At 71.9% G+C, this 24,933-nt stretch carries 20 protein-coding genes; 14 read left to right on the top strand and 6 right to left on the bottom strand.

Annotated elements, in window-relative coordinates; genetic code table 11:
* The first annotated feature begins 64 nt into the window (after positions 1-64).
* On the top strand, positions 65-1,555 hold the full coding sequence (locus ACFWWR_RS02895; RefSeq protein ID WP_383856979.1) for a cellulose binding domain-containing protein: 1,491 nt from the start codon (positions 65-67) through the stop codon (positions 1,553-1,555).
* Between the two features lie 233 nt (positions 1,556-1,788).
* Here ACFWWR_RS02895 and ACFWWR_RS02890 read toward each other — a convergent pair whose 3' ends face one another.
* Entirely contained in the window at positions 1,789-3,921 is a 2,133-nt protein-coding gene (locus ACFWWR_RS02890) for an alpha-galactosidase (RefSeq protein ID WP_383856976.1), read from the bottom strand.
* A gap of 116 nt (positions 3,922-4,037) precedes the next feature.
* On the opposite strand from ACFWWR_RS02890, the gene ACFWWR_RS02885 reads away from it, so the two are divergent.
* The 8 genes from ACFWWR_RS02885 to ACFWWR_RS02850 all read left to right on the top strand — a co-directional run bounded on the left by ACFWWR_RS02885 (position 4,038) and on the right by ACFWWR_RS02850 (position 14,428).
* Positions 4,038-5,075 carry a LacI family DNA-binding transcriptional regulator gene (locus ACFWWR_RS02885; protein ID WP_383856973.1) on the top strand — a complete coding sequence of 346 codons (1,038 nt, stop codon included), beginning with the start codon at positions 4,038-4,040 and terminating at the stop codon, positions 5,073-5,075.
* A gap of 56 nt (positions 5,076-5,131) precedes the next feature.
* Positions 5,132-6,463: an ABC transporter substrate-binding protein gene (locus ACFWWR_RS02880; protein WP_384301607.1), complete on the top strand. Its 1,332-nt coding sequence runs from the start codon at positions 5,132-5,134 to the stop codon at positions 6,461-6,463.
* A gap of 18 nt (positions 6,464-6,481) precedes the next feature.
* Entirely contained in the window at positions 6,482-7,405 is a 924-nt protein-coding gene (locus ACFWWR_RS02875; RefSeq protein ID WP_383856967.1) for a carbohydrate ABC transporter permease, read from the top strand.
* A gap of 217 nt (positions 7,406-7,622) precedes the next feature.
* On the top strand, positions 7,623-8,408 hold the full coding sequence (locus ACFWWR_RS02870) for a carbohydrate ABC transporter permease (protein WP_383856964.1): 786 nt from the start codon (positions 7,623-7,625) through the stop codon (positions 8,406-8,408).
* An 88-nt stretch (positions 8,409-8,496) separates the two neighbouring features.
* Complete coding sequence (locus ACFWWR_RS02865) at positions 8,497-10,965, top strand: CBM35 domain-containing protein (protein ID WP_384301892.1); 2,469 nt, start codon at positions 8,497-8,499, stop codon at positions 10,963-10,965.
* A 330-nt stretch (positions 10,966-11,295) separates the two neighbouring features.
* Positions 11,296-12,414 carry a ribosome small subunit-dependent GTPase A gene (gene rsgA, locus ACFWWR_RS02860; RefSeq protein WP_383856961.1) on the top strand — a complete coding sequence of 373 codons (1,119 nt, stop codon included), beginning with the start codon at positions 11,296-11,298 and terminating at the stop codon, positions 12,412-12,414.
* A gap of 89 nt (positions 12,415-12,503) precedes the next feature.
* Complete coding sequence (locus tag ACFWWR_RS02855) at positions 12,504-13,907, top strand: DNA-3-methyladenine glycosylase 2 family protein (protein WP_383857760.1); 1,404 nt, start codon at positions 12,504-12,506, stop codon at positions 13,905-13,907.
* The gene (locus ACFWWR_RS02850) at positions 13,904-14,428 is read left to right on the top strand and encodes a methylated-DNA--[protein]-cysteine S-methyltransferase (protein WP_383856958.1); all 525 of its coding nucleotides are present in this window, start codon (positions 13,904-13,906) and stop codon (positions 14,426-14,428) included. Before ACFWWR_RS02855 ends, ACFWWR_RS02850 begins: the two co-directional genes overlap by 4 nt.
* Positions 14,429-14,444: 16 nt before the next feature.
* On the opposite strand, the gene ACFWWR_RS02845 is transcribed toward ACFWWR_RS02850, so the two are convergent.
* Positions 14,445-14,819 carry a PPOX class F420-dependent oxidoreductase gene (locus tag ACFWWR_RS02845; protein ID WP_383856956.1) on the bottom strand — a complete coding sequence of 125 codons (375 nt, stop codon included), beginning with the start codon at positions 14,817-14,819 and terminating at the stop codon, positions 14,445-14,447.
* Positions 14,820-14,912: 93 nt separating this feature from the next.
* Entirely contained in the window at positions 14,913-15,395 is a 483-nt protein-coding gene (locus tag ACFWWR_RS02840) for a DUF456 domain-containing protein (RefSeq protein WP_383856953.1), read from the bottom strand.
* A gap of 211 nt (positions 15,396-15,606) precedes the next feature.
* Here ACFWWR_RS02840 and ACFWWR_RS02835 point away from each other — a divergent pair, with 211 nt between their 5' ends.
* The gene (locus ACFWWR_RS02835; RefSeq protein WP_383856951.1) at positions 15,607-17,718 is read left to right on the top strand and encodes a protein phosphatase 2C domain-containing protein; all 2,112 of its coding nucleotides are present in this window, start codon (positions 15,607-15,609) and stop codon (positions 17,716-17,718) included.
* Positions 17,719-17,729: 11 nt separating this feature from the next.
* Here ACFWWR_RS02835 and ACFWWR_RS02830 read toward each other — a convergent pair whose 3' ends face one another.
* The gene (locus tag ACFWWR_RS02830; RefSeq protein WP_384301605.1) at positions 17,730-19,181 is read right to left on the bottom strand and encodes a helix-turn-helix domain-containing protein; all 1,452 of its coding nucleotides are present in this window, start codon (positions 19,179-19,181) and stop codon (positions 17,730-17,732) included.
* A 176-nt stretch (positions 19,182-19,357) separates the two neighbouring features.
* Here ACFWWR_RS02830 and ACFWWR_RS02825 point away from each other — a divergent pair, with 176 nt between their 5' ends.
* From ACFWWR_RS02825 to ACFWWR_RS02815, 3 genes are all read left to right on the top strand, one after another.
* Positions 19,358-20,011 (top strand): hypothetical protein, encoded by a 654-nt coding sequence (locus ACFWWR_RS02825; protein ID WP_383856945.1) that lies wholly within the window; start codon positions 19,358-19,360, stop codon positions 20,009-20,011.
* A 150-nt stretch (positions 20,012-20,161) separates the two neighbouring features.
* Positions 20,162-20,572: a hypothetical protein gene (locus ACFWWR_RS02820; protein WP_384301603.1), complete on the top strand. Its 411-nt coding sequence runs from the start codon at positions 20,162-20,164 to the stop codon at positions 20,570-20,572.
* A 420-nt stretch (positions 20,573-20,992) separates the two neighbouring features.
* Complete coding sequence (locus ACFWWR_RS02815) at positions 20,993-21,445, top strand: ATP-binding protein (RefSeq protein WP_383856939.1); 453 nt, start codon at positions 20,993-20,995, stop codon at positions 21,443-21,445.
* Positions 21,446-21,520: 75 nt separating this feature from the next.
* Here the strand turns inward: ACFWWR_RS02815 and ACFWWR_RS02810 are convergent, their stop codons facing one another.
* Positions 21,521-22,564, bottom strand: coding sequence for a DUF2637 domain-containing protein (locus ACFWWR_RS02810; protein ID WP_383856935.1), 1,044 nt, complete (start codon positions 22,562-22,564; stop codon positions 21,521-21,523).
* A gap of 302 nt (positions 22,565-22,866) precedes the next feature.
* Positions 22,867-23,784, bottom strand: coding sequence for a (2Fe-2S)-binding protein (locus tag ACFWWR_RS02805; protein ID WP_383856932.1), 918 nt, complete (start codon positions 23,782-23,784; stop codon positions 22,867-22,869).
* A 155-nt stretch (positions 23,785-23,939) separates the two neighbouring features.
* Here ACFWWR_RS02805 and ACFWWR_RS02800 point away from each other — a divergent pair, with 155 nt between their 5' ends.
* A complete protein-coding gene (locus ACFWWR_RS02800; protein ID WP_384301601.1) occupies positions 23,940-24,752 on the top strand; it encodes a GntR family transcriptional regulator in 813 nt (270 codons plus the stop codon).
* Positions 24,753-24,933: the final 181 nt, after the last annotated feature.

The raw sequence follows: 24,933 nt of genomic DNA, 5'->3' as shown, positions 1-24,933 counted from the left end.
GAGGTTCCCCCCAACTCCTTTGCCAATATGGCGAGTTGACCTCGCACGTATACGCAGGAGACCCATGCCCGACCTGCCGACTCCTCAGGACGCCGCCGAGGCCGCGCTGTTCTCAGAGTGCTGGGATGCCGTGCTCTCCTACGCGGACCTGTGCACGTCCGGCTCCACCGCGGCCACCCAACTGGCCACGGAGGCGTTCTCCCTCGGTATGCGCGAGGCCCGCGACGCGCAGTCCGGCCCCGCCCGCAGCGCCGGCCGCCGCCCGGCCCGCCTGCCCAGGATCCCGCTGCTGCTGACCGCCGTACGCAACACCGCGGCCGCCTGGGAGATCCAGGGACAGGGCCACACGCTCGACCCCGAACTGCGCCTGTGGCTCAACTCCGACAAGGCCGCCCGCTACACCGGCCCCCCGCTGCGGCGCCCGCTCGCGCTGCGCGGCCTGCGCGACCTCCAGGAACCGGACGCGGCCCTGCTGTGGCTGGCCGAGGTGGAGGCGCTGCCGCTGACCGTGGTGGCCCGCCGGCTCGGCCTCGACCCGGCCGTCGTGGGGGAGGAACTCACGCAGGTGCGCGGCCTGTTCCGGGACCGCTGCCACCGCAACCATCTCGACTCGCCGATGGACGCGCGCTGTCGCAGCTACGCGCGGCTCCTCGACGCCGTCACCCGCTCGCCGGCCGCCGACACCCCGAACGACCTGTCCCGGCACCTCGCCCGCTGCGTGGAGTGCGCGGAGGCCGCCGCCTGCCTTCGGCTGGAGGGGGGCGGAACGCCCGCGGCCCTCGCCGGCGGAGTGATCGGCTGGGGTGGTCTCGCCTACCTGGAGCGCCGCCGCCGGGCCGCCGAGGTCCGTCTCGGTGCCGGGCGCCCGGCACCGGTGGACAGCGAGGACGGCCCGCCGAACCCGGACGCGCACAAGGCGCGCGTCGTGCGCAGCGGCCTTCTCGTCGCGGCCGTTCTGGTCTCCCTGCTGGCACTCGCCGTCTCGATGACGCCGGGCGCCGGCACCGACAACACCACCGCGTCGCCCGGCGACTCGGCCGACCGCCAGCCGGTGGCCGACCCGCGTCCGTCGGTCCCGTCCCTCGGCGAGGGGGTGTCCGCCTCCCCGGAACCGACGGCCTCCGGCTCGCCGAGTACCGCCCGGGCGTCCTCCGGGAAGAACCCCGGGACCACGCCCCAGGGCACGGCCGCCCCCACCGCCTCCGGCGGCGCGGAACCGGCCCCCGACAAGAGCGCCCCGGCGTCCTGCAGTGTCCGGTACGACCTGGTCAGCGAGTGGCCCGACGGTTTCCAGGCCACCATCACGGTCACCACCGAACGCCCCCTCGACTCCTGGAGCGTCGCCTGGTCCTTCCGGGACGGCCAGAAGGTCGGCCAGATGTGGGACGCGAGCTTCGCCCAGAACAGCTCCCGAGTCACCGCCACCGCCGCCGACTACAACAAGAAGGTCTCCGCGGACGGCAGCCTCGCCTTCGGCTTCCTCGCCTCCTGGCAGGGCAAGAACTCGCCGGCGTACGACTTCACCCTGAACGGGGCCCGCTGCACGAAGGCGTGAGGGCGGCGGCTTTGGGGAGCCGTCGAGCGGCCCGGCGGTGTCCGGCGGGACGCGGTGGTGAGCGTGGCGGATCCGGGCGGCGGCGGCACCGAGGGTCGGGCCTCCGGGCCCAGCCGCGCGCGGCCCCGGTGGACGTCTCGCCGGGCAGACACCGGCGGTCACCCGGCCACGACCTCAGCGGCCCCGCGGGCGGGAGCCTCGCCGGAGGCCGTGGCAGCGCATTCGTCCCGCCCCTACGCGCCCGAAGTGAGCCGGACGAGCAGAATCCCGGGCGTACGCGGCAGCGACACCCGCAGTCCGTCGCCGTCCCAGACCGCCGAGTCGGCGGCAGCGGTGGACGGGTGCAGGGTGTCCGCGCGGACCTCCTGGCCGGCCAAGTGCGGTACGGGCAGGTGAAGTTCGCGCTCCCCGCCTCGCCGCCACACCGAGACGTACGAGCAGCCGTCAGGCACCCGCAGTCCCAGAGCCAGCCACTCGTCCGTCCACCCCGGCAGACCGAGCGGCCAGAACGGCACCGCTCGGGCGAGGTCCCCGCGGATCGTCTTGTACGTCCCCACGGCGTCCCGCACGAGCCCGAGCTGGTGGGCCGACATGTGGTCCAGATGGCCGGACAGATGGATGCGCCCGAGCAGCGCGCCGCCCAGGGTGAAGGCGATGAGGTCGTCGTCGAACTCGGGCTGCGGGTAGGCCCAGACGGCGCCCTGCTCGGGCGGGACGGCAGTCGGTGCCGCCGCGGCGATCGCCGGGTAGCGCAGCGGGTCCTGCTGGTCGCTGGTGGACTGGAGCTGGGCGACGGCGAGTGTGGCGCCGTCCATGCGCATGCCGCCCGAGGCACAGTTCTCGACGACCAGCCCGGGGTGGCGGTCCAGGACGTCGGACAGCCAGTCCAGGTAGGCCTGGGCGTGGCCGAGCAGTCCGGCTCCCGGTGCGAGGTCGCCGGGAGCGAGGGTTCCCGGATCGACCACGATGTTGTAGTCCAGCTTGAGGTAGCCCACCCCCCAGTCGCCGACGATCCGGTCCACGGTCTTGTCGAGGTGCGCGCGGGCGGCCGGGTGCCGCAGGTCGAGCTGGTGGCGGCCCTGTTCGGCGAGGCGTACGCCGTCCCGCTGGAAGAACGCCTCCGGCGGAAGCTCGGTCGCGACGGGGCTGCGCACTCCGACGACCTCAGGCTCCAGCCACAGGCCGGGCACCATCCCGCGTTCCCGGATCCGGTCCAGGACCGTGCCGATCCCGCCGCCGGGAAAGCGGCGGGGCGAGGCCAGCCATTCGCCCACGCTGTCCCACCAGCCCCGGGTGTCGTCGTCGTACCAGCCGGAGTCGACGCAGAAGTACTCCGCGCCGGCCTCTGCCGCCGCGTCGATCAGCGGCAGCAGCTTCTCGGTCGTCGGGTCGCCCATCAGCGTGTTCATGTAGTCGTTGAAGACGACCGGAAGCGTGGTGTGGTCCGGGTGCGGGCGGCGGACGGCACGGCGGTACGAGGTCAGCGCGCCCATCGCCGCGTCGAACCCGGAACCGAGGGCCAGTACCCCCGGCACGGTGGTGAACTCCTCACCCGGCGCGAGCCGGACCCGCCACTGGTGCTCCGCGTCGGTGGGGCCGTTCAGCGCCAGATACGTGCCGCGGGCGTGTTCGCCCAGGTCCCAGCGCCAGCCGGCCGGGGACTCGGTCTGCCACAGCCAGGTCCGGCCGCCGCCCCGCTCCGTCAGCGCGCCCATCGCCAGGTGCCCGTCGGTGGGCCAGCTGCCGCGCCCGGTGAGGACGAGGGCGGCCCGGCTGTCGTGCTGGTGGGCGTCGACGTTGATGTCGGCGACGGTGGCGCGCAGCGGTTCGGCGTACCAACGGCACTCGGCGAGCCAGTCGTTGCGCGCCCGGTGCACGTCGAGCGCGTCCGGTGAGGGCAGGCCGCCGAGCAGCAGGCTGCTGACGGACTGCACGACCAGGGGCTCGGTGCCCTCGTTGCGCAGCCGGACGCGGGAGCGGAGCACCGGCAGTCCGGTCGGGGACGTCAGCTCGACGAACGCCGTCAACCCGGTCGCCGGGTCGTGGAGTTCGATCGTCAGCCACTCCCAGTCGGCGCGGCTGCCGCTGCGGTGGTCGCGGTGTCGCAGGCGCGTACCGAAGGCCGTGCCGGTGAAGCGCGGGCCGGACCAGCCGCTGCCGTGGCCGAGGGCGGTCAGCTCGACGAGGGGGAGGGCGGCCTCCGGGTCGCAGGCGGACCCGGCGTCGCCGGGAGGGGCCAGCCGGACCAGCCGCAGGGTCCCGTCGGAGGCGGTGGCGAACTCGGCCCGGAGCGCCGAGTGACCCCAACTGAACGTGTCCTCCGGGTGGTTGGCGATCTTCCTCGTCGCATCCGCCGTACCGGCCAAGGCGTTTCCCCTCCTGACCCCGCCCCAGTCGTTCCACGGCGGCGGTCTGCGTCAGTCGCGTGAATCCATCGTTACGGTCTCTTGACGACCGCATTGTGACCGGTCACAATCCTGGCATGAATGTGACCGGTCACACAAGCCGCCCGCCGAGCATCCGGGACGTCGCGACGGCAGCCGGGGTCTCGTACCAGACGGTCTCCCGGGTGATCAACGGCCACCCCAGCGTCAAACCGGCCACCCGGGAGCGGGTGCTCGCCGCCATCGACGAGCTGGGCTTCCGGCGCAACGCCACCGCGCTCGCCCTGGCCAGCGGCCGCAGCAGGGCCGTGACCGTGCTCACCGCCAACACCACCCACTACGGTTACGCCTCCATCCTCCAGGGCATCGAGGAGGCCGCCCGCGCCGCGTCCTACGCGGTGGGGATCGGCGTGCTCGAATCGGCGGACGAGCCCGCCGTCGCCGCCGAGGTGCAGCGGGCCGCGGACGCGGGCGGCGGACTGATCGTGATCGCCTACGATCCGGCCGGGGTACGGGCCCTGGCCGCCGTCCCCGCCGAACTGCCGGTCGTCGGCGTCGTCGAGACCCCCACGAGCCCGCCCTCCGGCGACCGCCCCTGGGTGTGGACCGACGACCGCGAGGCCGCCTACGAGGCGACCCGCCACCTGCTCTCCCTCGGCCACGACACCGTGCACTACGTCGCCATCCCCTCCAGCACCCGCCGCACCAGCGCCCGCACCACCGGCTGGCGCCAGGCGCTGCAGGAGGCCGGAGCACCCGAACCCCGCCCCGTGCAGGGCGGCTGGAGCCCGGTCGGCGGCCACGCGGCGGGCCTGAAACTGGCGAAGGACCCCGACGTCACCGCGATCCTGTGCGGCAACGACGACCTCGCCCTCGGCGTGCTGCGCGCCCTGCACGAGTCCGGCAGGTCCGTCCCCGGCGAGGTCAGCGTGGCCGGTTTCGACGACGCCCCGCACTCCGCCTTTCTGACCCCGTCACTGACGACCGTACGCATGGACTTCACCGGCCTCGGCCGGTCCGCGTTCGCCCTGCTGCACGGGGTCCTGGAGGAGTCCGCGCAGATCGCCCCGCACCCCGTGTCCGTACCGGAGCTGGTGGTGCGGGAGAGCTCGGGTCCCGCGTCCGCCCGCGACTGAGATCTCGATACCGCCGTCCTGAACCACCCGTTCGCGAAAGGCACTTGAGGTACGTGATGAAGACAAGAGCTCTCCCCGTCCTGGCCCTGATATGCGCCGTCGGCCTGGCCGCCACGGCGTGCAGTGACCCCTCCGCCGGTGACTCCGGCGACTCCGGCACGGACGCCAAGCAGTCGGCGGTCGACCCGACCGCCCGGCTGGAGGGCGTGAAGCTGACCATGTGGACCGCGCAGAACACGGTCAACGCGCCGAAGCAGGTCGTCGACGCCTTCGAGAAGGCCACCGGCGCCGAGGTGGAGACCCAGGCGATCCCGGACCTCTACGAGCAGAACGTGCCGACCAAACTCGCCTCCGGCGACCGGCCGGACCTGATGTTCTGGCAGCCGTCCATCTCCACACTGCCCTTCATCCAGCCCCAGCAGAACCTGCTCACGCTCGACGGGGAGGAGTGGGTCTCCAAGCTCGGCACCACCGAGCGGTCCCTCGGCGTCATCGACGGCAAGCGGTACGCGGCGATCGTCACCAGTCCCGCCATGCTCGGCGTCTACTACAACAAGGACGTCTTCCGGCAGGCGGGACTGGCCGAGAAGGACTTCCCGAAGTCGTACGACGAGCTGCTGGCCCTCGGCCGCACCGTCACCGACAAGACCGACGCGGCCGCCTTCTACGAGGCCGGCGGCGACCAGTGGCCCCTGCAGTGGCAGATGCAGGTCCAGCTCACCGACCTCGACAAGCAGTGGTGGGCCGACCTGAACCAGAACAAGAAGAAGTGGACCGACCCGGTCGTCGTCGGCGCGATCAAGAAGTACAAGGAGAAGCTGCTCGACGCCGGGCTCGCCCAGAAGAACTACAGGACCGGCACCTTTACCGGGCAGGCCGACTCCCTCTGGAAGGGCGAGGCCGGCATGGTCCTCAACGTCACCTCCTTCCAGAGCCAGTTGCAGGCCAAGTACTCCACGGCCGAGATCGACAAGAAGATCGGCTGGTTCCCGATCGCCAACTCCTCGGCCACCGGCCTGTACTCGCCCGACCAGACCAACGGCGTGGTCGCCTTCAAGACCGGTGACGAGAAACGGCAGAACGCCGCCCGGCAGTTCCTGGCGTTCTGGCTCGGCCCCGACTACGCCGACTACATCAAGGCGATGAAGATCCCGTCCGTGCAGCCGTCCGTGCCCACCCCCGACGGACTCCCGCAGGCGTCCAAGGACCAGGTCGCGGCCCTGCCCAAGGCCATCGGGGTCTTCCAGGCCAAGGCGATCGTCGCCCCGGACACACACCTCTACCTCGCCGACATGCTCTACGGCAAGAAGAGCCCGCAGCAGGTCGCCCAGGCGATCCAGGACCAGTTCGCGCAGGTGGCCAAGGCCCAGGGCGCGCCCGGCTTCTAGACGACACGGGGCTTTGTGATGGCGGACACAGCCATACGTACGCGCAAGCAGGCATCCACGACAGGCGAACCCCGGCGGGTGGGACGGCTCCCGCGCGCCGCCGTGCACCACCCCTGGTGGTTCGCGCTCCCGGCGATCGTCGTCTTCGCGGGCTTCTTCCTGGTGCCGAACCTGCTCAACTTCTACTACCCGTTCACCAACTGGTCCTCGTACCACGCGGACATCGCCTTCACCGGCCTCGACAACTTCAAGACCATCGCCGACGACGGCTCCCTGCTGCGCGCGATCCGTACGACCCTGCTGTACGCCCTGCTGGCCGCGCTGTTCCAGAACGGCTTCGGGCTCGTGCTCGCCCTGCTGCTGGAGGCCGACACCCGCTTCAACCGGTTCTTCCGCGCCGTCTTCTTCCTGCCCGTGCTCATCTCCGCGCTCGCCACCGGCTACGTCTTCCAGGCCCTCCTCGACCAGGACGGCGCCGTCAACTCCGTCCTGGGCACGGACATTCCGTGGCTGGGGTCGACCACCTGGACGCTGGTCCTGGTGACCCTCATCCACGGCTGGAAGTGGATGGGCCTGGCCATGCTGATCTACCTGGCCGGGCTCAAGGGCATCCCCGGCGAGATGCTGGAGGCCGCGAAGTGCGACGGCGCCGGGCCCTGGCGGACCTTCTGGTCGGTGCGCTGGCCGATGCTCGCGCCAGCCGTCACCTTCAACGTCACCACGGCGCTGATCGGCTCGATGAACACCTTCGACATCGTGCAGGCCACCACCGGCGGCGGCCCCGCCGCCTCCACGGAGGTCTTCAACATCTACATGTTCCGCGTATTCGGACAAGGGCTGTACGCCCAAGCCTCCACGATGAGTTTGGTGCTCTTCCTCATCGTGGTGGCCTTGGCGATTCCGCTTGTTTTCGGCTTGCGTCGAAGGGAGCAACTGCTTTGAACCCTCCTCCTCGCGGGCGAGGAGGATTCCTGGCTCACACTGCTCTGTCGCTCAACGCGCGACCGAGACTCACACGATCAGCACCAGCCGGGTTGGAACCAGCCCGGTCCCCGAAAGAAGGGAGGTTGATGTGCTGGCTTGGTTCTCGCGCAACACATCGATAAGCCTACCAACTGTCGGCCCACGTCTGTGGCGCATCGGTCGCCCCACTCTGATCGTGGCCATCGCTGCCCTGGCCGTGGGCGTACCGCTGTGGCTGGTCGCCGTCACCTCCGCCAAACCGCAGGCGGAGGCCATCAAGCCGAACCTCGACCCGCCGCGGCACTGGCAGGCTGGCAGCAACTACGCGGACGCCGTCGGCCAGGGCGAGATGCTGCGCGGCTTCGTCAACTCGCTGCTCGTGGTGCTGCCTTCGGTGATCCTCGTCCTGATTCTCGGCGCGGGCGCCGCCTGGGTCTTCGCCCGCCGCAAGTCCAAGCTGGTCTCGGCCGCGTACGCGCTGTGCATCAGCGGACTGCTGCTGCCGCCCGCCGTCATCACCATCGTGATGGAACTGCGGCAGCTCGGGCTCTCCAACACCCGGCCCGGGATGATCGCCGTCTACACCGGGATGTACCTCTCCACGTCGATCTTCTTCATGACGGGCTTCATCCGCGCCATCCCCTTCGAGCTGGAGGAGGCCGCGCGGATCGACGGGGCGCGCCCGGCGCGGATCTTCCTGCGGATCATCCTGCCGCTGCTCAGGCCCGTGATCGCCACCGCGACGATCATGGTGATGCTCTACGCCTGGAGCGACATCTTCTACGCCTTCTTCGTCCTCGGCGGCGGAGAGCGGGCGACCTTGCCACTGAACCTCTACAAGGTCGCCAGTGCCCAGCTCTACCTCAACAACTGGCATCTCGTCTTCGCGTACGTCGTGGTGATGAGCCTGCCCATGGTCGCCGTGTTCCTCGTCGGCCAGCGAAAGATCGTGTCCGGAATCACCAGTGGAGCCGTCAAGTGACCGGAGGTCCAACCGCGTGATCACCCCCACCCGCACAAGATCCCGTCTCAACACACTGTTCGTCACCACCGCACTCGGAGTCGCCGCCATGGCAGGCACCCTCCCCGCCGCGGGGCCCGCGGCAGCAGCCGCAGACCCCCAGCGGCTCACCGTCGATCTCGGCGCCTCCGAGGGCCCGGTGATGCTCGGCGCCAACGGCGCGCTGTACGGGCTCAGCGACGACGGCGTGCCCAGCGACGCCGCCCTGGAACCCCTGAAGATCACCAGCATCTCGCAGAAGCCGGAGGGCGGCGCCCAGCACCCCAACGGCGACGCGCTCACCGTCTCCAAGTCGTTCTTCCGCAACGGCGGCGGCGAGATCAACGTGATGATGCAGGACATCTACGCCAAGTGGCCCTACGAGGACCTCGGCATCGACGACTACCTCCCCAAGGTCGACAAGATCGTCAAGGAGGTGTCGGCCGACCCGAACAGCGAGCGCTTCGTCTACATCCCGTTCAACGAGCCCGACCAGATCTGGTACAACCTCGGCACCTCCGACCAGGCGCAGTACGAGGCCAACCGCGACCGGTTCTTCAAGGACTGGAAGACGGTCTACCAGCGCATCCGCGCGATCGACCCCGACGCGCGGATCGCCGGCCCCAACGAAGCCGGCTACCACACTCGCCTGCTGACCGACTTCCTCACCTTCGCCAAGCGGGAGAACGTCCTGCCCCAGGTGATGACCTGGCACGAACTGAGCTCCGGTTCACTGCGCGACTTCCAAGGCAACTACGACAACTACCGCTCGATCGAACGCCGGTTGGGCATCGCACCGCTGAAAATCAACATCGACGAGTACGCCAACCGCCGCGACCTGTCCGTGCCCGGACAGCTCGTGCAGTGGGTCTCGATGTTCGAACGGAACAAGGTGTACGCCAACCAGGCCTACTGGGACGCCGCCGGCAACATGGACGGCAACGTCGTCCGGTCCAACATCCCCAACGGCGGCTGGTGGCTGTTCCGTTGGTACGCCGGGATGACCGGTGACACCGTCAAGGTGACCCCGCCGCAGGCCAACACCATCGACACCCTCCAGGGACTCGCCTCCCTCGACCCCTCGCGCCGCCAGGCCCAGGTCCTGCTCGGCGGCTCCGCCGGCGACTCCGACGTCGTGGTCCAGAACGTCCCCCGGTCCGTGTTCGGCCGTACGGTCACCGCGACCGTCGCCGAGGCGGCCTGGTCCGGCTACGAGGGACAGCACGCGACGCCGCGCGTCCTCGCCCGTACGAAGGTGAAGGTGGCGGCCGACGGCACGGTGACCGTCCCGCTGCGCGGCCTGCACAAGATGTCCGCCTACCGGATCGTCCTCACCCCCGGCGGCACCGGAACCCCCACCGCGGCCTCCGTCCCGTGGTCGGCTTCGTACGAGGCCGAGAACGCCGCCATCACCGGCGGCCAGGTCTACACCCAGGGCACGGTCAGCAACGCCAACGGCTACGCGGCCTCCGGGACGAAGGACGTCGGCTCGCTCAACCAGGCCTCCAGCAAGGTCGACTTCACCGTGACGGTGCCCGAGGACGGGACCTACGACCTGGCGATCCTGTACGGCAACCAGTCCGGCGCCCCGTCCACGCAGAAGCTGTCGGTCGACGGCGGCGACCCGGTCACCGTCACCTACCCGTCCACCGAGAACTGGACCTACCGCGCCAAGAAGGACGTCACCCTCGACCTGCCGGCCGGCACCCACACGCTGACCCTGGCCAAGGGCGACGCCGAAGTCACCCTCGACCGCGTCGACCTGACCACCCGTACCGCCAAGCCCTCCGCCTCGTACGAGGCCACCCTCGCCGACATCAGCGGCAGGCCGTCGTACGACTACTCCTCGTCGGCCGGGGTGGGCACCGGCGCCCTCGTCCTGCGCAAGGGCGACAAGGCCGTCTTCGACGTGTACGCCCCGCGCGACGGCTACTTCACCGTGCTACCGCGCGCCTCGGCGCCGGTACGGCTCACCCTGCACGGCGAGACGGTGTCGGCGGCGCCGGACCGGCCGCTGCGGCTGTACCTGGTCGCCGGCAACAACCGGGTCGCGATGACGGCCCAGAACGCCGCCGTACGCTCCCTCGACGTCTCGGGCGACGGCTCGACCTCCGGCACGCTCTCCTACGAGGGCGCCTCGGCCACCCTCGCGGGCGGGGCCAAGCTCGTCGACTCCGCCCACGCCTCCGCCGGTTCCTTCATAGGCATGCTCGGCAACAGCGCCGCCAGCACGGCCGAGTTCACGGTGGACGCCCCCAGGTCCGGCCGATACCTGCTGGTCGTCCACTACGCGCACAACGACCGGCGCGACAACGGCCACGCCTACAACACGGACATCATGTCCCGCACGGCGGACATCACGGTGGGGAGCGCGGCGCCCCGGAAGGTCACGTTCAAGAACACCTGGAGCGTCGACGACTACTGGACGCTGGGCGTCCCCGTCGACCTGAAGAAGGGCTCCAACAGCGTGACCTTCGGGAACGCGAGCGCCTGGGCCCCGAACATCGACCGCATCGAACTGGGCCGGATCATCGGCTAGGAACGTCCGAACTCGACGGTGGCCCCGACTGCTCCTCGGTCGGGGCCACCGCCCTGAGCGGGCCTGACTGTGGCCGGGGGCCAGGAGAAAAAGGGTTGGCGCGGGTGCTCGCGGTTCCCTATTCTGGCGGAGCTTCACGCGGTGGCCCTCGGCCGCCGCCGTCAGTCGTTCAGGAATGGGAGGTGTGACCGATGGCTGTCTTTGAGATGGGCGCTGCCCTCATCCAGAAGTTCATCAAGTCCACCTCCGTGGCCGCCGGCTGACACGACTCCTCAACACTCCGCGCGTCCGTGACGCGCGTGCCGGGGCCGCCCTTGTGAAGGGTTTCCCTTGACTTCCAGCGCAGCTTCATCCGCTTTCACCACGTCTTCTGCCTCCTCCGCGCTCGCTCCCTACGGCTGGGACGAGACATGGGCGGACGAGTTCGCCCCCCACGAGCCCGCGGGGCTGCTGCCCGGACGGGTGATCCGGGTCGACCGCGGGCAGTGCGACGTGGTCACCGCCGACGGGATCGTCCGGGCCGACACCGCGTTCGTCACTCCGCACGACCCGATGCGGGTCGTCTGCACCGGCGACTGGGTCGCCGTCGACGCCGCCGGCCACCCGCGCTACGTACGGACGTATCTGCCACGCCGTACCGCCTTCGTACGCTCCACCTCCTCCAACCGGTCCGAGGGGCAGATCCTCGCGGCCAACGTCGACCACGCGATCATCGCCGTGTCGCTGGCCGTCGAACTCGACCTCGGCCGCATCGAGCGGTTCCTCGCCCTGGCCTGGGAGTCCGGGGCGCAGCCCCTGGTCGTGCTGACCAAGGCGGACCTCGTGCCGGACCCGGTCACGCTCGGGCATCTCGTCCAGGACGTCGAGACGGCCGCGCCGGGCGTGCCGGTACTGCCGGTCAGCTCTCTGGACGGGGCCGGACTGGAGGTCCTGGTGGCCGTCGTCGCCGGCGGTACGTCCGTGCTGCTCGGCCAGTCCGGTGCGGGCAAGTCGACGCTCGCCAACGCGCTGCTGGGCGAGGACGTCATGGACGTACGGGCCACCCGGGACGCGGACGGCAAGGGCCGGCACACCACGACCACCCGCAACCTGCTCGCCCTGCCCGGCGGCGGGGTCCTGATCGACACGCCGGGCCTCAGGGGAGTCGGGCTGTGGGACGCCGAGAGCGGGGTCGGACAGGTCTTCTCCGAGATCGAGGAGCTGGCCGCACGCTGCCGGTTCCACGACTGCGCGCACGAGAGCGAACCGGGATGCGCGGTGCTGGCGGCCATCGAGGACGGTGTGCTGCCCGAGCGCCGGCTGGACAGCTACCGCAAGCTCATGCGGGAGAACCAGCGGATCGTCGCCAAGACCGACGCACGCCTCCGGGCGGAGATCAAGCGGGACTGGAAGCGGAAGGGGGCACAGGGCAAGGCGGCCATGGAGGCGAAGCGGGGGCGCTGGGCATGAGAAGACGGGCGTAGGGCGGCCCGAGGGCCATCTCGACGTCCGATTTCCGCCAGCCCGGTCCCTGGTCCTGGCTCACACTGGATGACGTGATGGACGAGGACACCAGGTACGAAGCGGTGCGCAGCCGGGACGGTCGGTTCGACGGCGAGTTCTTCTTCGCCGTCGAGACGACCGGCATCTACTGCCGGCCCAGCTGCCCGGCGGTGACGCCGAAGCGGCACAACGTCCGCTTCTTCGCGACGGCCGCCGCCGCGCAGGGCTCGGGGTTCCGGGCCTGCCGGCGGTGCCGGCCGGACGCCGTGCCCGGCTCCGCCGCATGGAACGTACGGGCGGACGTGGTGGGCCGGGCGATGCGGCTGATCGGCGACGGCGTCGTCGACCGGGAGGGCGTCGCCGGGCTCGCCGCACGGCTCGGCTACAGCGCCCGGCAGGTCCAGCGCCAGCTCACCACCGAACTCGGCGCCGGACCCGTCGCCCTCGCCCGGGCCCAGCGGGCTCACACCGCGCGCGTCCTGCTCCAGACGACCGGCCTGCCGGTCACCCGGATCGCGTTCGCGTCCGGCTTCGCCAGCGTGCGCCAGTTCAACGACACCATGCGGGACGTGTACGCCTCGACACCCAGCGAGCTGCGGGCCGCCGCCCCGCACGGCGGCCGGCCCTCCCGCCGCACGGCCACCCCGACCGCCGGGATCCCGCTGCGGCTCGCCCACCGGGGCCCCTACCGGTCCACCGCCGTCTTCGACCTGCTGGCGGCCGAGGCGGTGGCCGGCGTGGAGGAGGTCGGCGGGCCACGCGGGCGACGGACGTACCGTCGCACCCTGCGCCTGCCGCACGGCACCGGCATCGTCGCCGTCGACGAGCGGCCGGGCGCCGCGAGGTCCACGTCCGGCGCCCATCCGGGCGGCTGGCTGGACGCCCGGCTCCACCTCGCCGACCCTCGCGACCTGACCACCGCCGTACAGCGGCTGCGCCGGCTCTTCGACCTGGACGCCGACCCGTACGCCGTCGATGAACGGCTCTCCGCCGACGCACGGCTCGCCCCGCTGGTCGCCGCGCGGCCGGGACTGCGGTCGCCGGGCGCCGCGGACCCGGAGGAACTCGCGGTGCGGGCCCTCGTGGGCCGGGTCGAGGCGGAGCGACTGGTTCAGCGGTACGGCAAGACGCTGGACGCCCCCTGCGGCAGCCTCACCCACTACTTCCCTGAACCGGCCGTCCTCGCCGGGGCCGAACCCGAGGGCACCCTGGGCGCCCTCACCACCGCCCTCGCCGACGGCGTCCTACGGCTGGACCCGGGTGTCGACCGCGACGACGCCGAGGCGGCCCTGCTCGCCCTGCCCGGCCTGGAGGCCCGCACCGCCGCCACCATCCGTACCCGCGCCCTGGGAGACCCGGACGTGGCGCCGCCCGGCCCGGACACCCCCGACAGCTGGCGCCCCTGGCGCTCGTATGCCGTGCAACACCTGCGCGCAGCAGGGGAGTTGGAGTACCGATGACCACCGCAGTACCGCTGACGACCGGAGTCCCGATGAGCACCGACACGCACTACACCACCCTGGACAGCCCGGTCGGGCAACTCCTCCTCACCGCCGGCCCGGACGGCGTCCTGACCTCCCTCTCCGTACCCGGCCAGAAGAACGGCCGTACCCTCCAGGCGGGTTGGCGGCACGACCCCGACCTCTTCCGTGCCGCCGAGGAGCAGATCACCGCGTACTTCGCCGGTGAACTCAAGGAGTTCCGGCTGGCATTGCGCGGCGACGGCAGCGTCTTCCGGGAGCGGGTCTGGGCCGCCCTCGACACCGTCCCCTACGGCGCGACCACGACGTACGGCGAGATCGCCGCCCGCATCGGCGCCTCCCGGGCCGCCGTACGGGCCGTCGGCGGCGCGATCGGCGCCAACCCGCTGCTGATCCTGCGGCCCTGCCACCGGGTGATCGGGGCCGACGGTTCACTCACCGGGTACGCGGGCGGGCTGGAGCGCAAGACGAGGCTCCTCGCTCTCGAAGGCATCCTCTGAGCGTCCACCGGGCGACTCAGACGTCGTCCTCCAGCCCCCAGCTGTGGATCCGCCGCGGATGGACCCGGATGACCTCCTCGCTGAAGTGCGGGCCCAGGTCGTGCGGACCCGTGAGGAGTTCGGCCTCGCCCCGGATGTCGATCCCGCGGACCTTCCACGGCTTCAGGCTCACGATGTCGTCGACGACCAGGGCGACCTTCGGGTTCTGCCGGAGGTTGCGCCACTTCTTGGTGCGGCCCATCGCGTAGCCGCCGACCAGGATGGTCCCGTCGGGCCGGGGGTGGAAGCCGACCGGGTTCGCCTGGGGCTGGCCGTTCGGGTCGACGGTGGCCAGTCGTCCCAGCCGCTGGGAGTTGAGGTACGCGCGCTCGGCCTCGCTGAATTCGGTCATGGCAGCCACCCAAACACTCCGGGCCCGCCCCGCGCATCGGATCTTCGCCCTGGATCCCGGGACCTACGACGCCCGAGGCGCCGGGCTGCAGGCTCAGCCCCACAGCACCGCGCCCAGCCACGCCCCCATGATCAGCAGGCAGGTGAACAGCTCCGCCAGCACGCTGGAGCCGCCCGAGCGCATCGCCGTACGCAGAGCCGCCATCGCCTCGCCGTGCCGACCGAGCCGGAGGCGTTCGCACAGGTAGATGCCGCCGATGAAGCCGGGGATCGCGCCGAGCACGGGAATGAGGAAGAAACCGACGAACGCCCCCACGCCGGCGTAGACCCCCATGCGTACCGTGGCGTCGCTTGCCCGCAGCCGTCGGGGCGGCAGCGCCCAGCGCACCACCTGGGAGAGGAGCAGCGCGACGGTGGCGGCCACCAGGACGGCCCAGGCGAGCGGCCGGGGATCCTTCAGTGCCCACCACATGACCGCGGCCCACACCAGCCACGATCCGGGCACGCCGGGCACGAGCACTCCGCCCACACCGAGCAGAATGACCAGGCCGACCAGCAGGAGATCCACCACTCCCATCTGTCCAGGGTGCCGGAGTCCGACCGACGACGCAGGTCAGGGCGCGGGCCCACGCCGTGCGCCGACGCGTCGGGGGTTGTGGGACCGCCGAGCCACTTGTGGCGTACTTCCGTTCGGCGACTCACTCGACGCGCCGTTCGACGCGCCGTGCGCCGCCGGAATTTCCGGATGCCCCGTTTTCATACGGCCCGCGCGGTGGACAATTGGGGGCATGAACCAGCAGGGGGGAAAGCCCAGCGGTCACGAGGACGACTGGTGGGGGCAGCTGTACGACGACACCACCGAGGACACGGGCCCCACAGCCACGCCCGACTCCCTGGACGACCGCTTCGCTTCGGCGGCGGGGACGGTGGAGGGGCACGGCGCGACTCCGGGGGAGGGCGAGGGCGGAATCCCGGCTCAGCGTCCCGGCGGCACCGCGGTCACGGAAGACGCGACGCCCGCGACAGGGTCCGGTGACGCCGGTTCCGGTGGGGTCGTGGAGGGCGGGGTTGCCGGTCCGCGTTCCGGTGGTGCCGGGGTCGTGGAGGGCGGAGTCACCGATTCACGTCCCGGTCCTGCCGGTGTTCCAGCAGACGGAGGCCCCGCCTCCCGGTCCGGCGCCGCCGATGTCGTGGCCGGTCCTGTGCCCCGGTCGGGTGCCGCCGGTGCCCCCGGCGTCGGGGTTCCCGCGCCGCGAGCGGGTGGCATGGGGGTGGTGGACGCCCCGCGGCGGGCGGGATTCGCCGGGCTGCGGGCCCCTTGGGAGCCGCCGCCCGACCGGCCTCCGGGGCCCGTGACCTTCCCGCCCGGACAGAGGCCCCCGGGATTCGCCGAGCGGCCGCCTCCCGGGGGCCGTGCGGTCCCTGAGCAACCGCCGCCGGCCCCTGAGCAACAGCCGCCTCCCGGCCGTACAGCCGCCGCGACGGGTGGCGGCACCTCCCCGGAACCCGGCACCCCAGCCGCCCCCGCCCCGCTGATGCCCCCGGACACACCTCCGCCCCCGGACACACCCCCGCCCCCGTCCGCACCCCCTCCGCCCCCGCCCCCCTTCGGCCCACCGCCGCCCACGGCCCCGCCCGCGCGGGACACCGAGGCCGAAGCGCGGGCCGTCGACGACGAGCCGGAGCGGGACGCGCTACGGGGAGCGCCCGCCGGGAGAGATGCCGCCGCCACTTCGCGCCCCGTCGGTTCCGTGCCGCGGCGCGCGCCCTGGGAGCCGCCCCGCGCAGTCGAGGACGCCGTACCCGCATCCGCCCCGGTGCCGGATGACGCCGACGCCCAGGGCGGCCGTACCGACACGTCCCCCCAGGCCGGCCCCGGCGACCCGCGAACACTTCGGACCGCCACCCGGGTCGACCTCCCCCTCCCGCTGCCCAAGCCCGTCGGCTACGTCGGCTCCGGGCCTCCCACCTACGAGGCCGAACCCACCGTGCTGCCCCCGGCGGACCCGGACGATCTCGACGACCTGGTCGCGGACACCGTGCTGGACGGGGCCCGGTACGGCTCGTCCACGCTGCGGGCGGCCTCGGTGCGGGGGGACTCCGCGCGGTACCGGGGGGAGCCGCGGCGGGATTCCCTGCTCACCGCACGCTTCGGGTCGGGAGAGCACGCGCTGGTGCTGGTCGCGATGGCGACCGGCGCGCGGGCCACGCCGGGTGCGCACCGGGCGGCCGCCGAGGCGTGTCACTGGATCGGGCGGGCCGTGGGCCGTAGCCACGTCAGGCTTGCCGAGGACATAAGGGCGGGCCGGCGCGGCGACCTGAAGTCGGGTCTGCACCGTCTCACCGACCGCAGCCTCGGCAAACTCCGCGCCAGCGCGGCCGAGCAGGGCATCGAACCGGAGGAGTACGCCGCCGCCCTGCGCTGCCTGCTCCTGCCCGCCGACCCCGAGTGCCGTACGCGCGTCTTCTTCGGAGTGGGCGCGGGCGGGCTGTTCCGGCTGCGCGGCGGCGAGTGGCAGGACATCGAACCGCGGGTCTTCGACGTCCCCGGCGAGCCGGTCGTCGGCTTCGGGTCACTGCCCGCCGAGACCCCCGAGGGCGACCGGCTCACCATGGACCTCGGCATCCCGACACCCCCGAGCCCGTACGAACCCGCCCCCGAGCCGCCCCGCGAACCCTTCCGTTTCCGCGCCTCGGTGGCCCGACCGGGGGACACGCTCCTGATGTGCACCGACGGCCTCGCCGAGCCGCTGCGCGGCGAACCCGAACTGTGCGGGTATCTCACCGGCCGCTGGTCCGGGCCCACCCCGCCCGGTCTCGCCGAGTTCCTCGCCGACGCCCAGGTCAGGGTCAAGGGGTACGCGGACGACCGTACGGCCGCCGCCGTCTGGGAGGCCTGACACTCAGACCCTCAGTCGGTCCTCGCCACCCACTGGCGCGAGACGTCGTACCAGTAGCGCGGCAGCCCTTCGATGGAGCTCGTGCGGAACGGCCGGCCGCCGTCGTCGATGCGGACGGTGCCGGTACGGCCCTGCGAGGCCCAGTCCAGTTCCAGGTACCAGCGGCAGTCGCAGCCTTCGGTGCGAGCGGTGACGAGCAGGACCTCGGGGTCCTCGGCGGAGACACGGTACGGCAGGCGCATCGCCGGGATCGGCGTACCCGTGTCGTTGCCCTCGACGGGGCGGGCGATGGGGCGGTCGATGTCCAGGTCGACGTCGAAGTAGCGGGGGGTGACGGCTCCGCCGCAGCCCTGGTCCATGGAGTAGGCGGTGCCGGGGGCCGGGTCGGTGCGTCCGACGACCCGTACCCGCAGCGCCTCCAGGATCACGGCCGTGGAGGTCCGCCCCTGCACCGAGATCCGTACGTTCGTGTCGTGCCCGTGCACCGCGTTCTGGGTGCCCGCCCAGGTGCCGGCGTCCTGCGGGGCGGGAGGCGGGGGGACCTGCTGGGGCTGCTTGTCGATGACGTAGTCGTGGCCGCAGCCCTGCGCCCAGACCTGGGAGTCGGCGGTCCAGGTGAGGGGGACGGCGGGGACGCCCCCGCCGTCCTGCTCGTGGCTTCCCGAGGGACTGTGGCTCTCGGACGGCTTTCCGGAGGGCTTCGACGTGGGGCCGTCGGCCGAGGGGGACCCGGTGGTGACGGAGGGGCTCGGCGACGTGTCCGAGGGGCTGCCCGGGATACTCCGTGCGGTCGTACGGGGCAGGTCGCGAGAGGACCGTGAGGGGTCGTCCCCCTCCGGTGAACCGGACGGCATGGCCGACAGACTGCCCAGTGTGACGAGGAGTACCGCCGCGACGGCCGCGGACACCAAGGTGCGTCGACGGCGGTACCAGGGGCGGGGCGCGGGAGCGGGGACTGCGCCCACCGGGGGCACGGGCTCGCGGCCCGCGCCGTCGGCCGACTCCGGCGCGGGGCGCCAGGCGTCACCGTCCGACGACGCCGTGTCGATCGCCGCACCCCCTGCTGACGCGGACGGCACCGCCTCCGTTTTTGTCTCCGCCTCCGTCGTCGTCTCTGTCTCCGCGGCGTCGGCTGCCTCGGACACCGCGTGTCCGGCCCGCGGCCGTTGCCGTGCCGCCACCGCGACCAGCCACAGCCGGTGCAGCTCCAGCCGTTCCGCCGCCGACGCCCCGCACAGGGCCGCGAACCGCTCCACGGGAGCGAAGTCCTGGGGGACCGCCTCACCGGCGCAGTAGCGGTGCAGCGTGGAGGTGTTCATGTTCAGGCGGCGGGCCAGCGAACCGTAACTGCGGTCCGTCCGCTCCTTCAGCCGCGTCAGCAGCGCCGCGAACTCGCCGACGTCGTCCTGTGGTGCCGACACCGTTCCCCCGTCCGCCCCGGATCCGTATCCCAGGCACTCCATGTACCTGCACGTCAGACGGGCTGGGACGGTTCCACTCTGGTGAATCGGGTGTCCCCTGTTGCGCCCGCCCGCCGTGACCGCTGATGCTCTTGGTGTCGCACCGACGACCGCCGGACCGACCATCCGGCGTCGCGCGGCACATCCCACACCCATGCACTCGTTCACGGGGGACACCCATGCCCAAGCGCATCCGAGCCGGCGCGCTCACCGTACTGTCCATCACGGGCGTCACGCTCGGCGCCGCACTCGCCGTACAGGCCGACGCCCAGCCGGCGCCGGTCGCCACGACGAACGCCGCGGCGACGAAGACCGCCGCCTCGCCCAAGTTCCTCGCCGCCGCCGACCTCCCGCCGCACCCCACGTCCTCGTGGACCGCCGGCAAGGTCACCGACGGCGTCCCGGACGAGCTGCGGCTCTGTCTGGAGGAGGCGCTCCTCGCCTACGACTCGCGGTATCGCCCCTTCCACACCGACCTCGACACGAGCGCCCGGCAGCTCACCGTCGTCGTCGGCAGCACCGCCAAGGCCAAGGCGCTCGCCACGCGCCTGAACAAGGAGATCCGCTCCTGCGCGACGCGCATCGAACAGGCCGATCCGGAGACCGAGGCCACGTACAAGGGCTACGGAACGCTGCCCGTCGAGGAGGGCGCCCGTGTCCACGGCCTGCACACCGTCACGTCATGGGGTGCCTCGGACGTCCGGCTCCTCTCCGTCGGGCGCGACGGCCGGACCGTCACCGTCGTGGAGTGGTCGCAGTTGGGGGACCTCGGTGACGCGCCGGTGAAGGCATTCAAGAAGACGACCACGACCGCCGTGAACAAGCTCTACTGACCGCGCGACTGCCGCGGAATCCGGGGCCGCCCTCCCGCACGGGGGTCGGGCGGGCGGCCCCCGCACCACCACCGGTCGAGAGTCCGGAGGCTTCTGCGGGAGGGACCAGTGGATTCCGGCCAGTTTCGCGAGCTGCGGGAAGGCGGCCGTGTGCCTGACGGCCCGCGAGCAGGCGAACACCCGCGCCGGTGGTCGGGGGCCGGCGCGGTGACGTCGGCGAAGGTGCGCGAGGCCTCGCGCACCGTCTCGCACTGCGGCCACAGCCATACCGAGTCGACGGGGGCGTGCCCGGTCGACGAGAGCAGGTGGCGCCTCGTGGCGCCGGGCCGGTCCATGGGCAAGCTCGTGCAGCAGCTCCGACAGCACCTCGACGTCGAGTACCAACTGCCACATCGGTTCGTCGAGTACGACGAGGTCGGCAGCACGGAATCGTCAGATGGGCCCATCGCCCGCGGTCAGGACGTCACCGGGGTGCCCAGGCTCGAAACTTCGCAGGACGGCGGGTTGGCGGCCGCCTCCAGGAGCAGACGCACCGCCTCGCCCACACCGTGCCGGTCGTGAAGAGCTCGTAGGCGGGCTCAAGGCCTGGTCCACCGGCACCGGGTCGCCCGGTGCGTGCCACACGGGCAGGAGCAGCGGCACGCGCGCCTGTACCGGGCAGGCCGCACGAACTCGCAGGGCAGTTGCAGGCGGGCTTCCACCAGCCTTCGGTCGTCGTGCACGACGGCTCCCCGGCGGCTCATGGGGCACGGTCCAGGATTCCCTGCCCGTCCGTAGCTCCGTACCCGTGGCGGCGGAGAGGCGCACAAGGGCCTCAAGTGGGCAGCAACGATGGCCGAACACCTGGTCGTTGACGATTCGACATGACTGTCGCGAGTCCCAGGGGGGCATGGATCCTCGTGAACGTGTTCGAGCAGGAGGGGAACCGACATCGGCACGCGGGCGGGGGTCATGAAGAGGCAGGTACGAGGAGGCGGTCCCATGGCAGGAGGGGCCTTCTCGGCGGACACAGTGGAGGACAAGGCCGACAGCGTCACGGAAGAGGCGCCGGCACCGCAGCTCAAACGCCGACTCGGGCGGGCGGACCTGGGGGCGGTGCCCGAGGCGCGCAGAGCACTGCGCGAGCTGTTACGGCACTGGGGCAGGCCCGGACGGGCCGAGGTCGCGGAACTGCTGACCAGTGAAATCGTCACCAACGCGATCATCCACACCGACCACGACGCGCTGCTGACGGCCACCGTCGGACCGCGTGGTCTGCGGGTGGAGGTGCGGGACTTCGTCTCCCGCAGACCCAGACTGCGCGTACCGAACGCCGACGACGGTACGCACGGCCGGGGCCTGCTCCTCGTGCAGTCCCTCGCGGACGCGTGGGGCGTACGGGTGCACGGGGTGGGTAAGGCGGTGTGGTTCGAGCTGGACGCGGGCGTCGCCTGAACCGTCACGGGAACGGAAACGGGACGGGGTGCGGCTCCTGCGAGCCGCACCCCGTCCCGTGAAACCCGTTTGCCTCTAGCCGAACTGCTGCTCCAGGTCCTTGAGCTTGCGCTCGAGGGAGTCGAGACGCGGCAGGGCCATTGTGTCGTCCTCCGCGGTGAGATCGACGGTGATGGGGTCAGATCCGCTGCGGACGGGCTGCAGGGAGGGCCGCTGGCGTGCGGGAGGCAGTTGCTCCGGCGATATGGCAGGCTCCGCGGTCGTCCGGTCCGACGGACCACGCTCCAGGGTCGCCTGCGCCTCCAACTGCCGGCCCCGGCCGACGAAACCGCGGTGGCCCCGGCTGATCGCCTTGAGCTGCGCGCGCTCCACCCGCTGCTCGCCGCGCCGGCGAAGTCGGGCCGCTTCCTTCTCCCGCTGGTCCTCGCGGACCTCGTCGACCGCCTCGTCCAGGCTGCGCACGTTCTCCAGAAGCATCAGCGACCACGCCTTGTACGTCTCACGGGGCGCCCGCAGCCAGCGGACGACACGGATCTGCGGCAGCGGACGCGGCACCAGGCCCTGCTCGCGCAGAGCGGCCCGGCGGGTCTGCTTCAGCGCGCGGTCGAACAGTACGGCCGCCGACAGGGACATGCCGGAGAAGAACTGCGGTGCGCCGTCGTGGCCGAAACCCCTGGGCGCGTGCACCCAGTTGAACCAGGCCGCGGCACCCGCGAACGTCCACACGAGTATCCGGGAGCCGAGCGCCGCGTCACCGTGGCTGGCCTCGCGCACCGCGAGCACGGAGCAGAACATCGCCGCGCCGTCCAGGCCGAACGGGACCAGGTACTCCCAGCCGCCGGACAGGTTGAGGTTCTGCTGGCCGAAGCCGACGAGGCCGTGGAAGGAGAGGGCGGCGGCGACCGCCGCACAGCAGAAGAGCAGCACGTAGGAGGCGGTGCCGTATATGGCCTCCTTGCGCCTGCGGCGCTCCTCGCTGCGCTCCCACGAGTCGTCCGCGCGCGCGTCCTTCCCCGAGGTGCGCTTGCCACGCGCGAGCACCGCAACCGCCGCCAGCATGCCCAGGAGCAGTACGGCGCCCGGAAGCAACCAGTTCAGCGATATGTCGGTCAGTCTCATCTGGGGTCCCTTGCATTGGGATAGGGCGTAACGCCCGCCATAGTGGCCCAATCCCAACGGCCCTCAGGCGTTTTCGGGGCAAGAGGCCGCCAAGGAAGTGCAAGGGGATGCCCAGGGCGGCTTTCTGCTCGAACTGCCGCTTGAGGGGCGGGAGTTGAGTTCGAATAAGACTACCCGTACGGGTGGTTCCACGGAAAGTTCCTGCGACCGGTGAGGAAAATGTGAAGTGCCTGTAACCGGGGGGCGTCTCAGTCGCGAGTGATCTTACGGGACGCGTGATTCCGGCCCGACCTGAGGGTCCCTCAACTCGAGCCGAGAGCCGTCAGCTTGGCGACACGGTCCGCGTCGCAGGTGCGCGGACAGGTGGCGCAGGTGTCCTCGGGCTCCAGTGTGTAGAACATGCAGCAGCTCGCCCGGTCCCGGGTCGGCAGCGACTCGCCGTTCGGTCCGGTCAGCCGGCGGAAGGCCGCGGAGCCGACGTACGGCCTGGTCGATCCCGGCAGGAGCAGTTCCAGTTCGTGCTCGGCCCGTCGCTGCTCGCTCTCGCCGAACAGTTCGGCGACGTACCAGAGGCCCTCGACGATCTCGTCCGTCACCATGCCCCACAGGGCGCGGCCGCGACGTCGCATCCGCGGTCCGAACCCGGCCAGCACCGGTTCCATGTGCTCGGCGACCGCCGCCCGCACCTCGGCCCGCAGTGCCTCCTCGTCGGGGACCACCCGGGCGCCGGGCAGCGCTGCCGCCGGGTCGTCCGGCAGACAGGCGAAGGGGCCGGGGCGTACGGCGAAGGACATGGGGCCCCGGGTGCGGTCGTACGAGACATGCGTCACGGGGAAGCGCGGGACCCGGCGGTGCAGGAACCACGGTGCGGTGATCAGGAGGCAGGCGGGCCAGGCGTACCGGTGCAGACCGAAGCTGGCGATCACGTCCGGGCGGCCGGGGCGGCCGTGGTCCCGCACCACCTGTGCCTCGTCCCAGGCCAGGAACCCTTCGAGGCCGGGGCCGGCCTGCGCGAGCTCGGTGGCGGCGACCCAGCCGTCGCCGCGAGGGGGCTGCTCGCCGGGGTGGAGTTCCGTGACTGTCCATCCCGGAAAGACCCTGGTGACGTGTGCGTAAGCGTCTGCGACGGCCGAGCGGGGGGTGGGGGGCGCGGGCGCGGCGAGCGTGGGTGCGGCGAGCGGCGGTGGGGCGGGCGGCAGGGCCGGCAGCGGAGTGGGCATCCGGGACCATCGATTCGGGGTGCGCTTAGAGGTAAGGCTTACCTTACCCAAGGTCCTCGTCATGGGAACTGTCGGGTTATGCCCTAATCTGCTTGACGGGCGAGTAACAACCCGCCGTAATGACCCCAAGTACCGACACGTCCGGAGGAGGACCCGTGAAGCAGGGCGCGCAGGGCTCCGCCGAGACGGGTGTCCCCGGGTTCCCCGGCGTTCCCGCGGACGCCGTCCGTGTGCCGCCGCAGGCCCGGGCCGCGGACGTGAACCGGGAGTGGGGTGCCGCCGTCCCAGGGGCCGCCCGCGGTGAACACACCCACAGCGAGACGCCCATCCCGCGGCCCCGCCCCGCCATCCAGCGGTCCTCCGTGCGCGGGCAGATCCTCGACGCCCTGCGCACCGCGCTGGTCGCCGGCGAACTCAGGCCCGGCGAGGTCTACTCCGCCCCCGCGCTCGGCGAGCGCTTCGGGGTCTCCGCGACGCCCGTCCGGGAGGCGATGCAGCAGCTCGCGCTGGAGGGCGCCGTCGAGGTCGTTCCCAACCGCGGGTTCCGGGTGGTCGAGCGGGGCATGCGCGAGCTGGCCGAACTCGCCGAGATCCGGGCCCTGATCGAAGTCCCCGTGATGATGCGCCTTGCGTGTACGGTGCCGGTCGAACGCTGGGCCGAGATGCGGCCCCTCGCCGAGGCGACCGTACGCGCGGCGTCCTCAGGGTGCCCGGCGACCTACGCGGAGTCCGACCGGGCCTTCCACCGTGCGGTGCTCGCGCTGTCGGGCAACGAACAGCTGGTCCAGATCGCCGAGGACCTCCACCGCCGCGCCCAGTGGCCTTTGGTCGGCGCGCCCGCCTCGCGGAAGCGGGCCGAGCTGGTGGCTGACGCGGCGGAACACGCGGCCTTGTTGGACGCGTTGATCGCGCGGGACCTGGATGTGGTGCGGTCGCTGGCGGGGGAGCACTTCACGGGGGCTCGCTGAGGGGCGGGCGCGGGTGCCTGCGGCGCCTGTGCGAGTGAGTTGGGGTGCGCGTTGCGCCTGGCGGTTTGTTGGGGGTCGGGGCCGTGTCGGGGGGTGTCCGTCCTCGGAACGGCGCGGAATCGGTCGCTCACCGACTCACCGGTGTTGACGCGCCAACCGCTGCGGGCGGACACCCCCCGAC

Origin of the sequence: Streptomyces sp. NPDC058678 (assembly GCF_042714835.1) — a bacterium.
GTDB lineage: Bacteria > Actinomycetota > Actinomycetes > Streptomycetales > Streptomycetaceae > Streptomyces.
Note: the sequence above shows the minus strand (reverse complement) of the source record. Positions and strands in the feature narration are given on the sequence as shown.

Coding starts and splice junctions, on each gene's coding strand:
- ACFWWR_RS02835 (WP_383856951.1), top strand. CDS start 15,607: ATGAACCAGCAGGGGGGAAAGCCCAGCGGTCACGAGGACGACTGGTGG.
- ACFWWR_RS02885 (WP_383856973.1), top strand. CDS start 4,038: ATGAATGTGACCGGTCACACAAGCCGCCCGCCGAGCATCCGGGACGTC.
- ACFWWR_RS02845 (WP_383856956.1), bottom strand. CDS start 14,819: ATGACCGAATTCAGCGAGGCCGAGCGCGCGTACCTCAACTCCCAGCGG.
- ACFWWR_RS02825 (WP_383856945.1), top strand. CDS start 19,358: ATGCCCAAGCGCATCCGAGCCGGCGCGCTCACCGTACTGTCCATCACG.
- ACFWWR_RS02830 (WP_384301605.1), bottom strand. CDS start 19,181: ATGGAGTGCCTGGGATACGGATCCGGGGCGGACGGGGGAACGGTGTCG.
- ACFWWR_RS02875 (WP_383856967.1), top strand. CDS start 6,482: ATGGCGGACACAGCCATACGTACGCGCAAGCAGGCATCCACGACAGGC.
- ACFWWR_RS02840 (WP_383856953.1), bottom strand. CDS start 15,395: ATGGGAGTGGTGGATCTCCTGCTGGTCGGCCTGGTCATTCTGCTCGGT.
- ACFWWR_RS02805 (WP_383856932.1), bottom strand. CDS start 23,784: ATGCCCACTCCGCTGCCGGCCCTGCCGCCCGCCCCACCGCCGCTCGCC.
- ACFWWR_RS02850 (WP_383856958.1), top strand. CDS start 13,904: ATGACCACCGCAGTACCGCTGACGACCGGAGTCCCGATGAGCACCGAC.
- ACFWWR_RS02810 (WP_383856935.1), bottom strand. CDS start 22,564: ATGAGACTGACCGACATATCGCTGAACTGGTTGCTTCCGGGCGCCGTA.
- ACFWWR_RS02880 (WP_384301607.1), top strand. CDS start 5,132: ATGAAGACAAGAGCTCTCCCCGTCCTGGCCCTGATATGCGCCGTCGGC.
- ACFWWR_RS02895 (WP_383856979.1), top strand. CDS start 65: ATGCCCGACCTGCCGACTCCTCAGGACGCCGCCGAGGCCGCGCTGTTC.
- ACFWWR_RS02865 (WP_384301892.1), top strand. CDS start 8,497: ATGGCAGGCACCCTCCCCGCCGCGGGGCCCGCGGCAGCAGCCGCAGAC.
- ACFWWR_RS02855 (WP_383857760.1), top strand. CDS start 12,504: ATGGACGAGGACACCAGGTACGAAGCGGTGCGCAGCCGGGACGGTCGG.
- ACFWWR_RS02815 (WP_383856939.1), top strand. CDS start 20,993: ATGGCAGGAGGGGCCTTCTCGGCGGACACAGTGGAGGACAAGGCCGAC.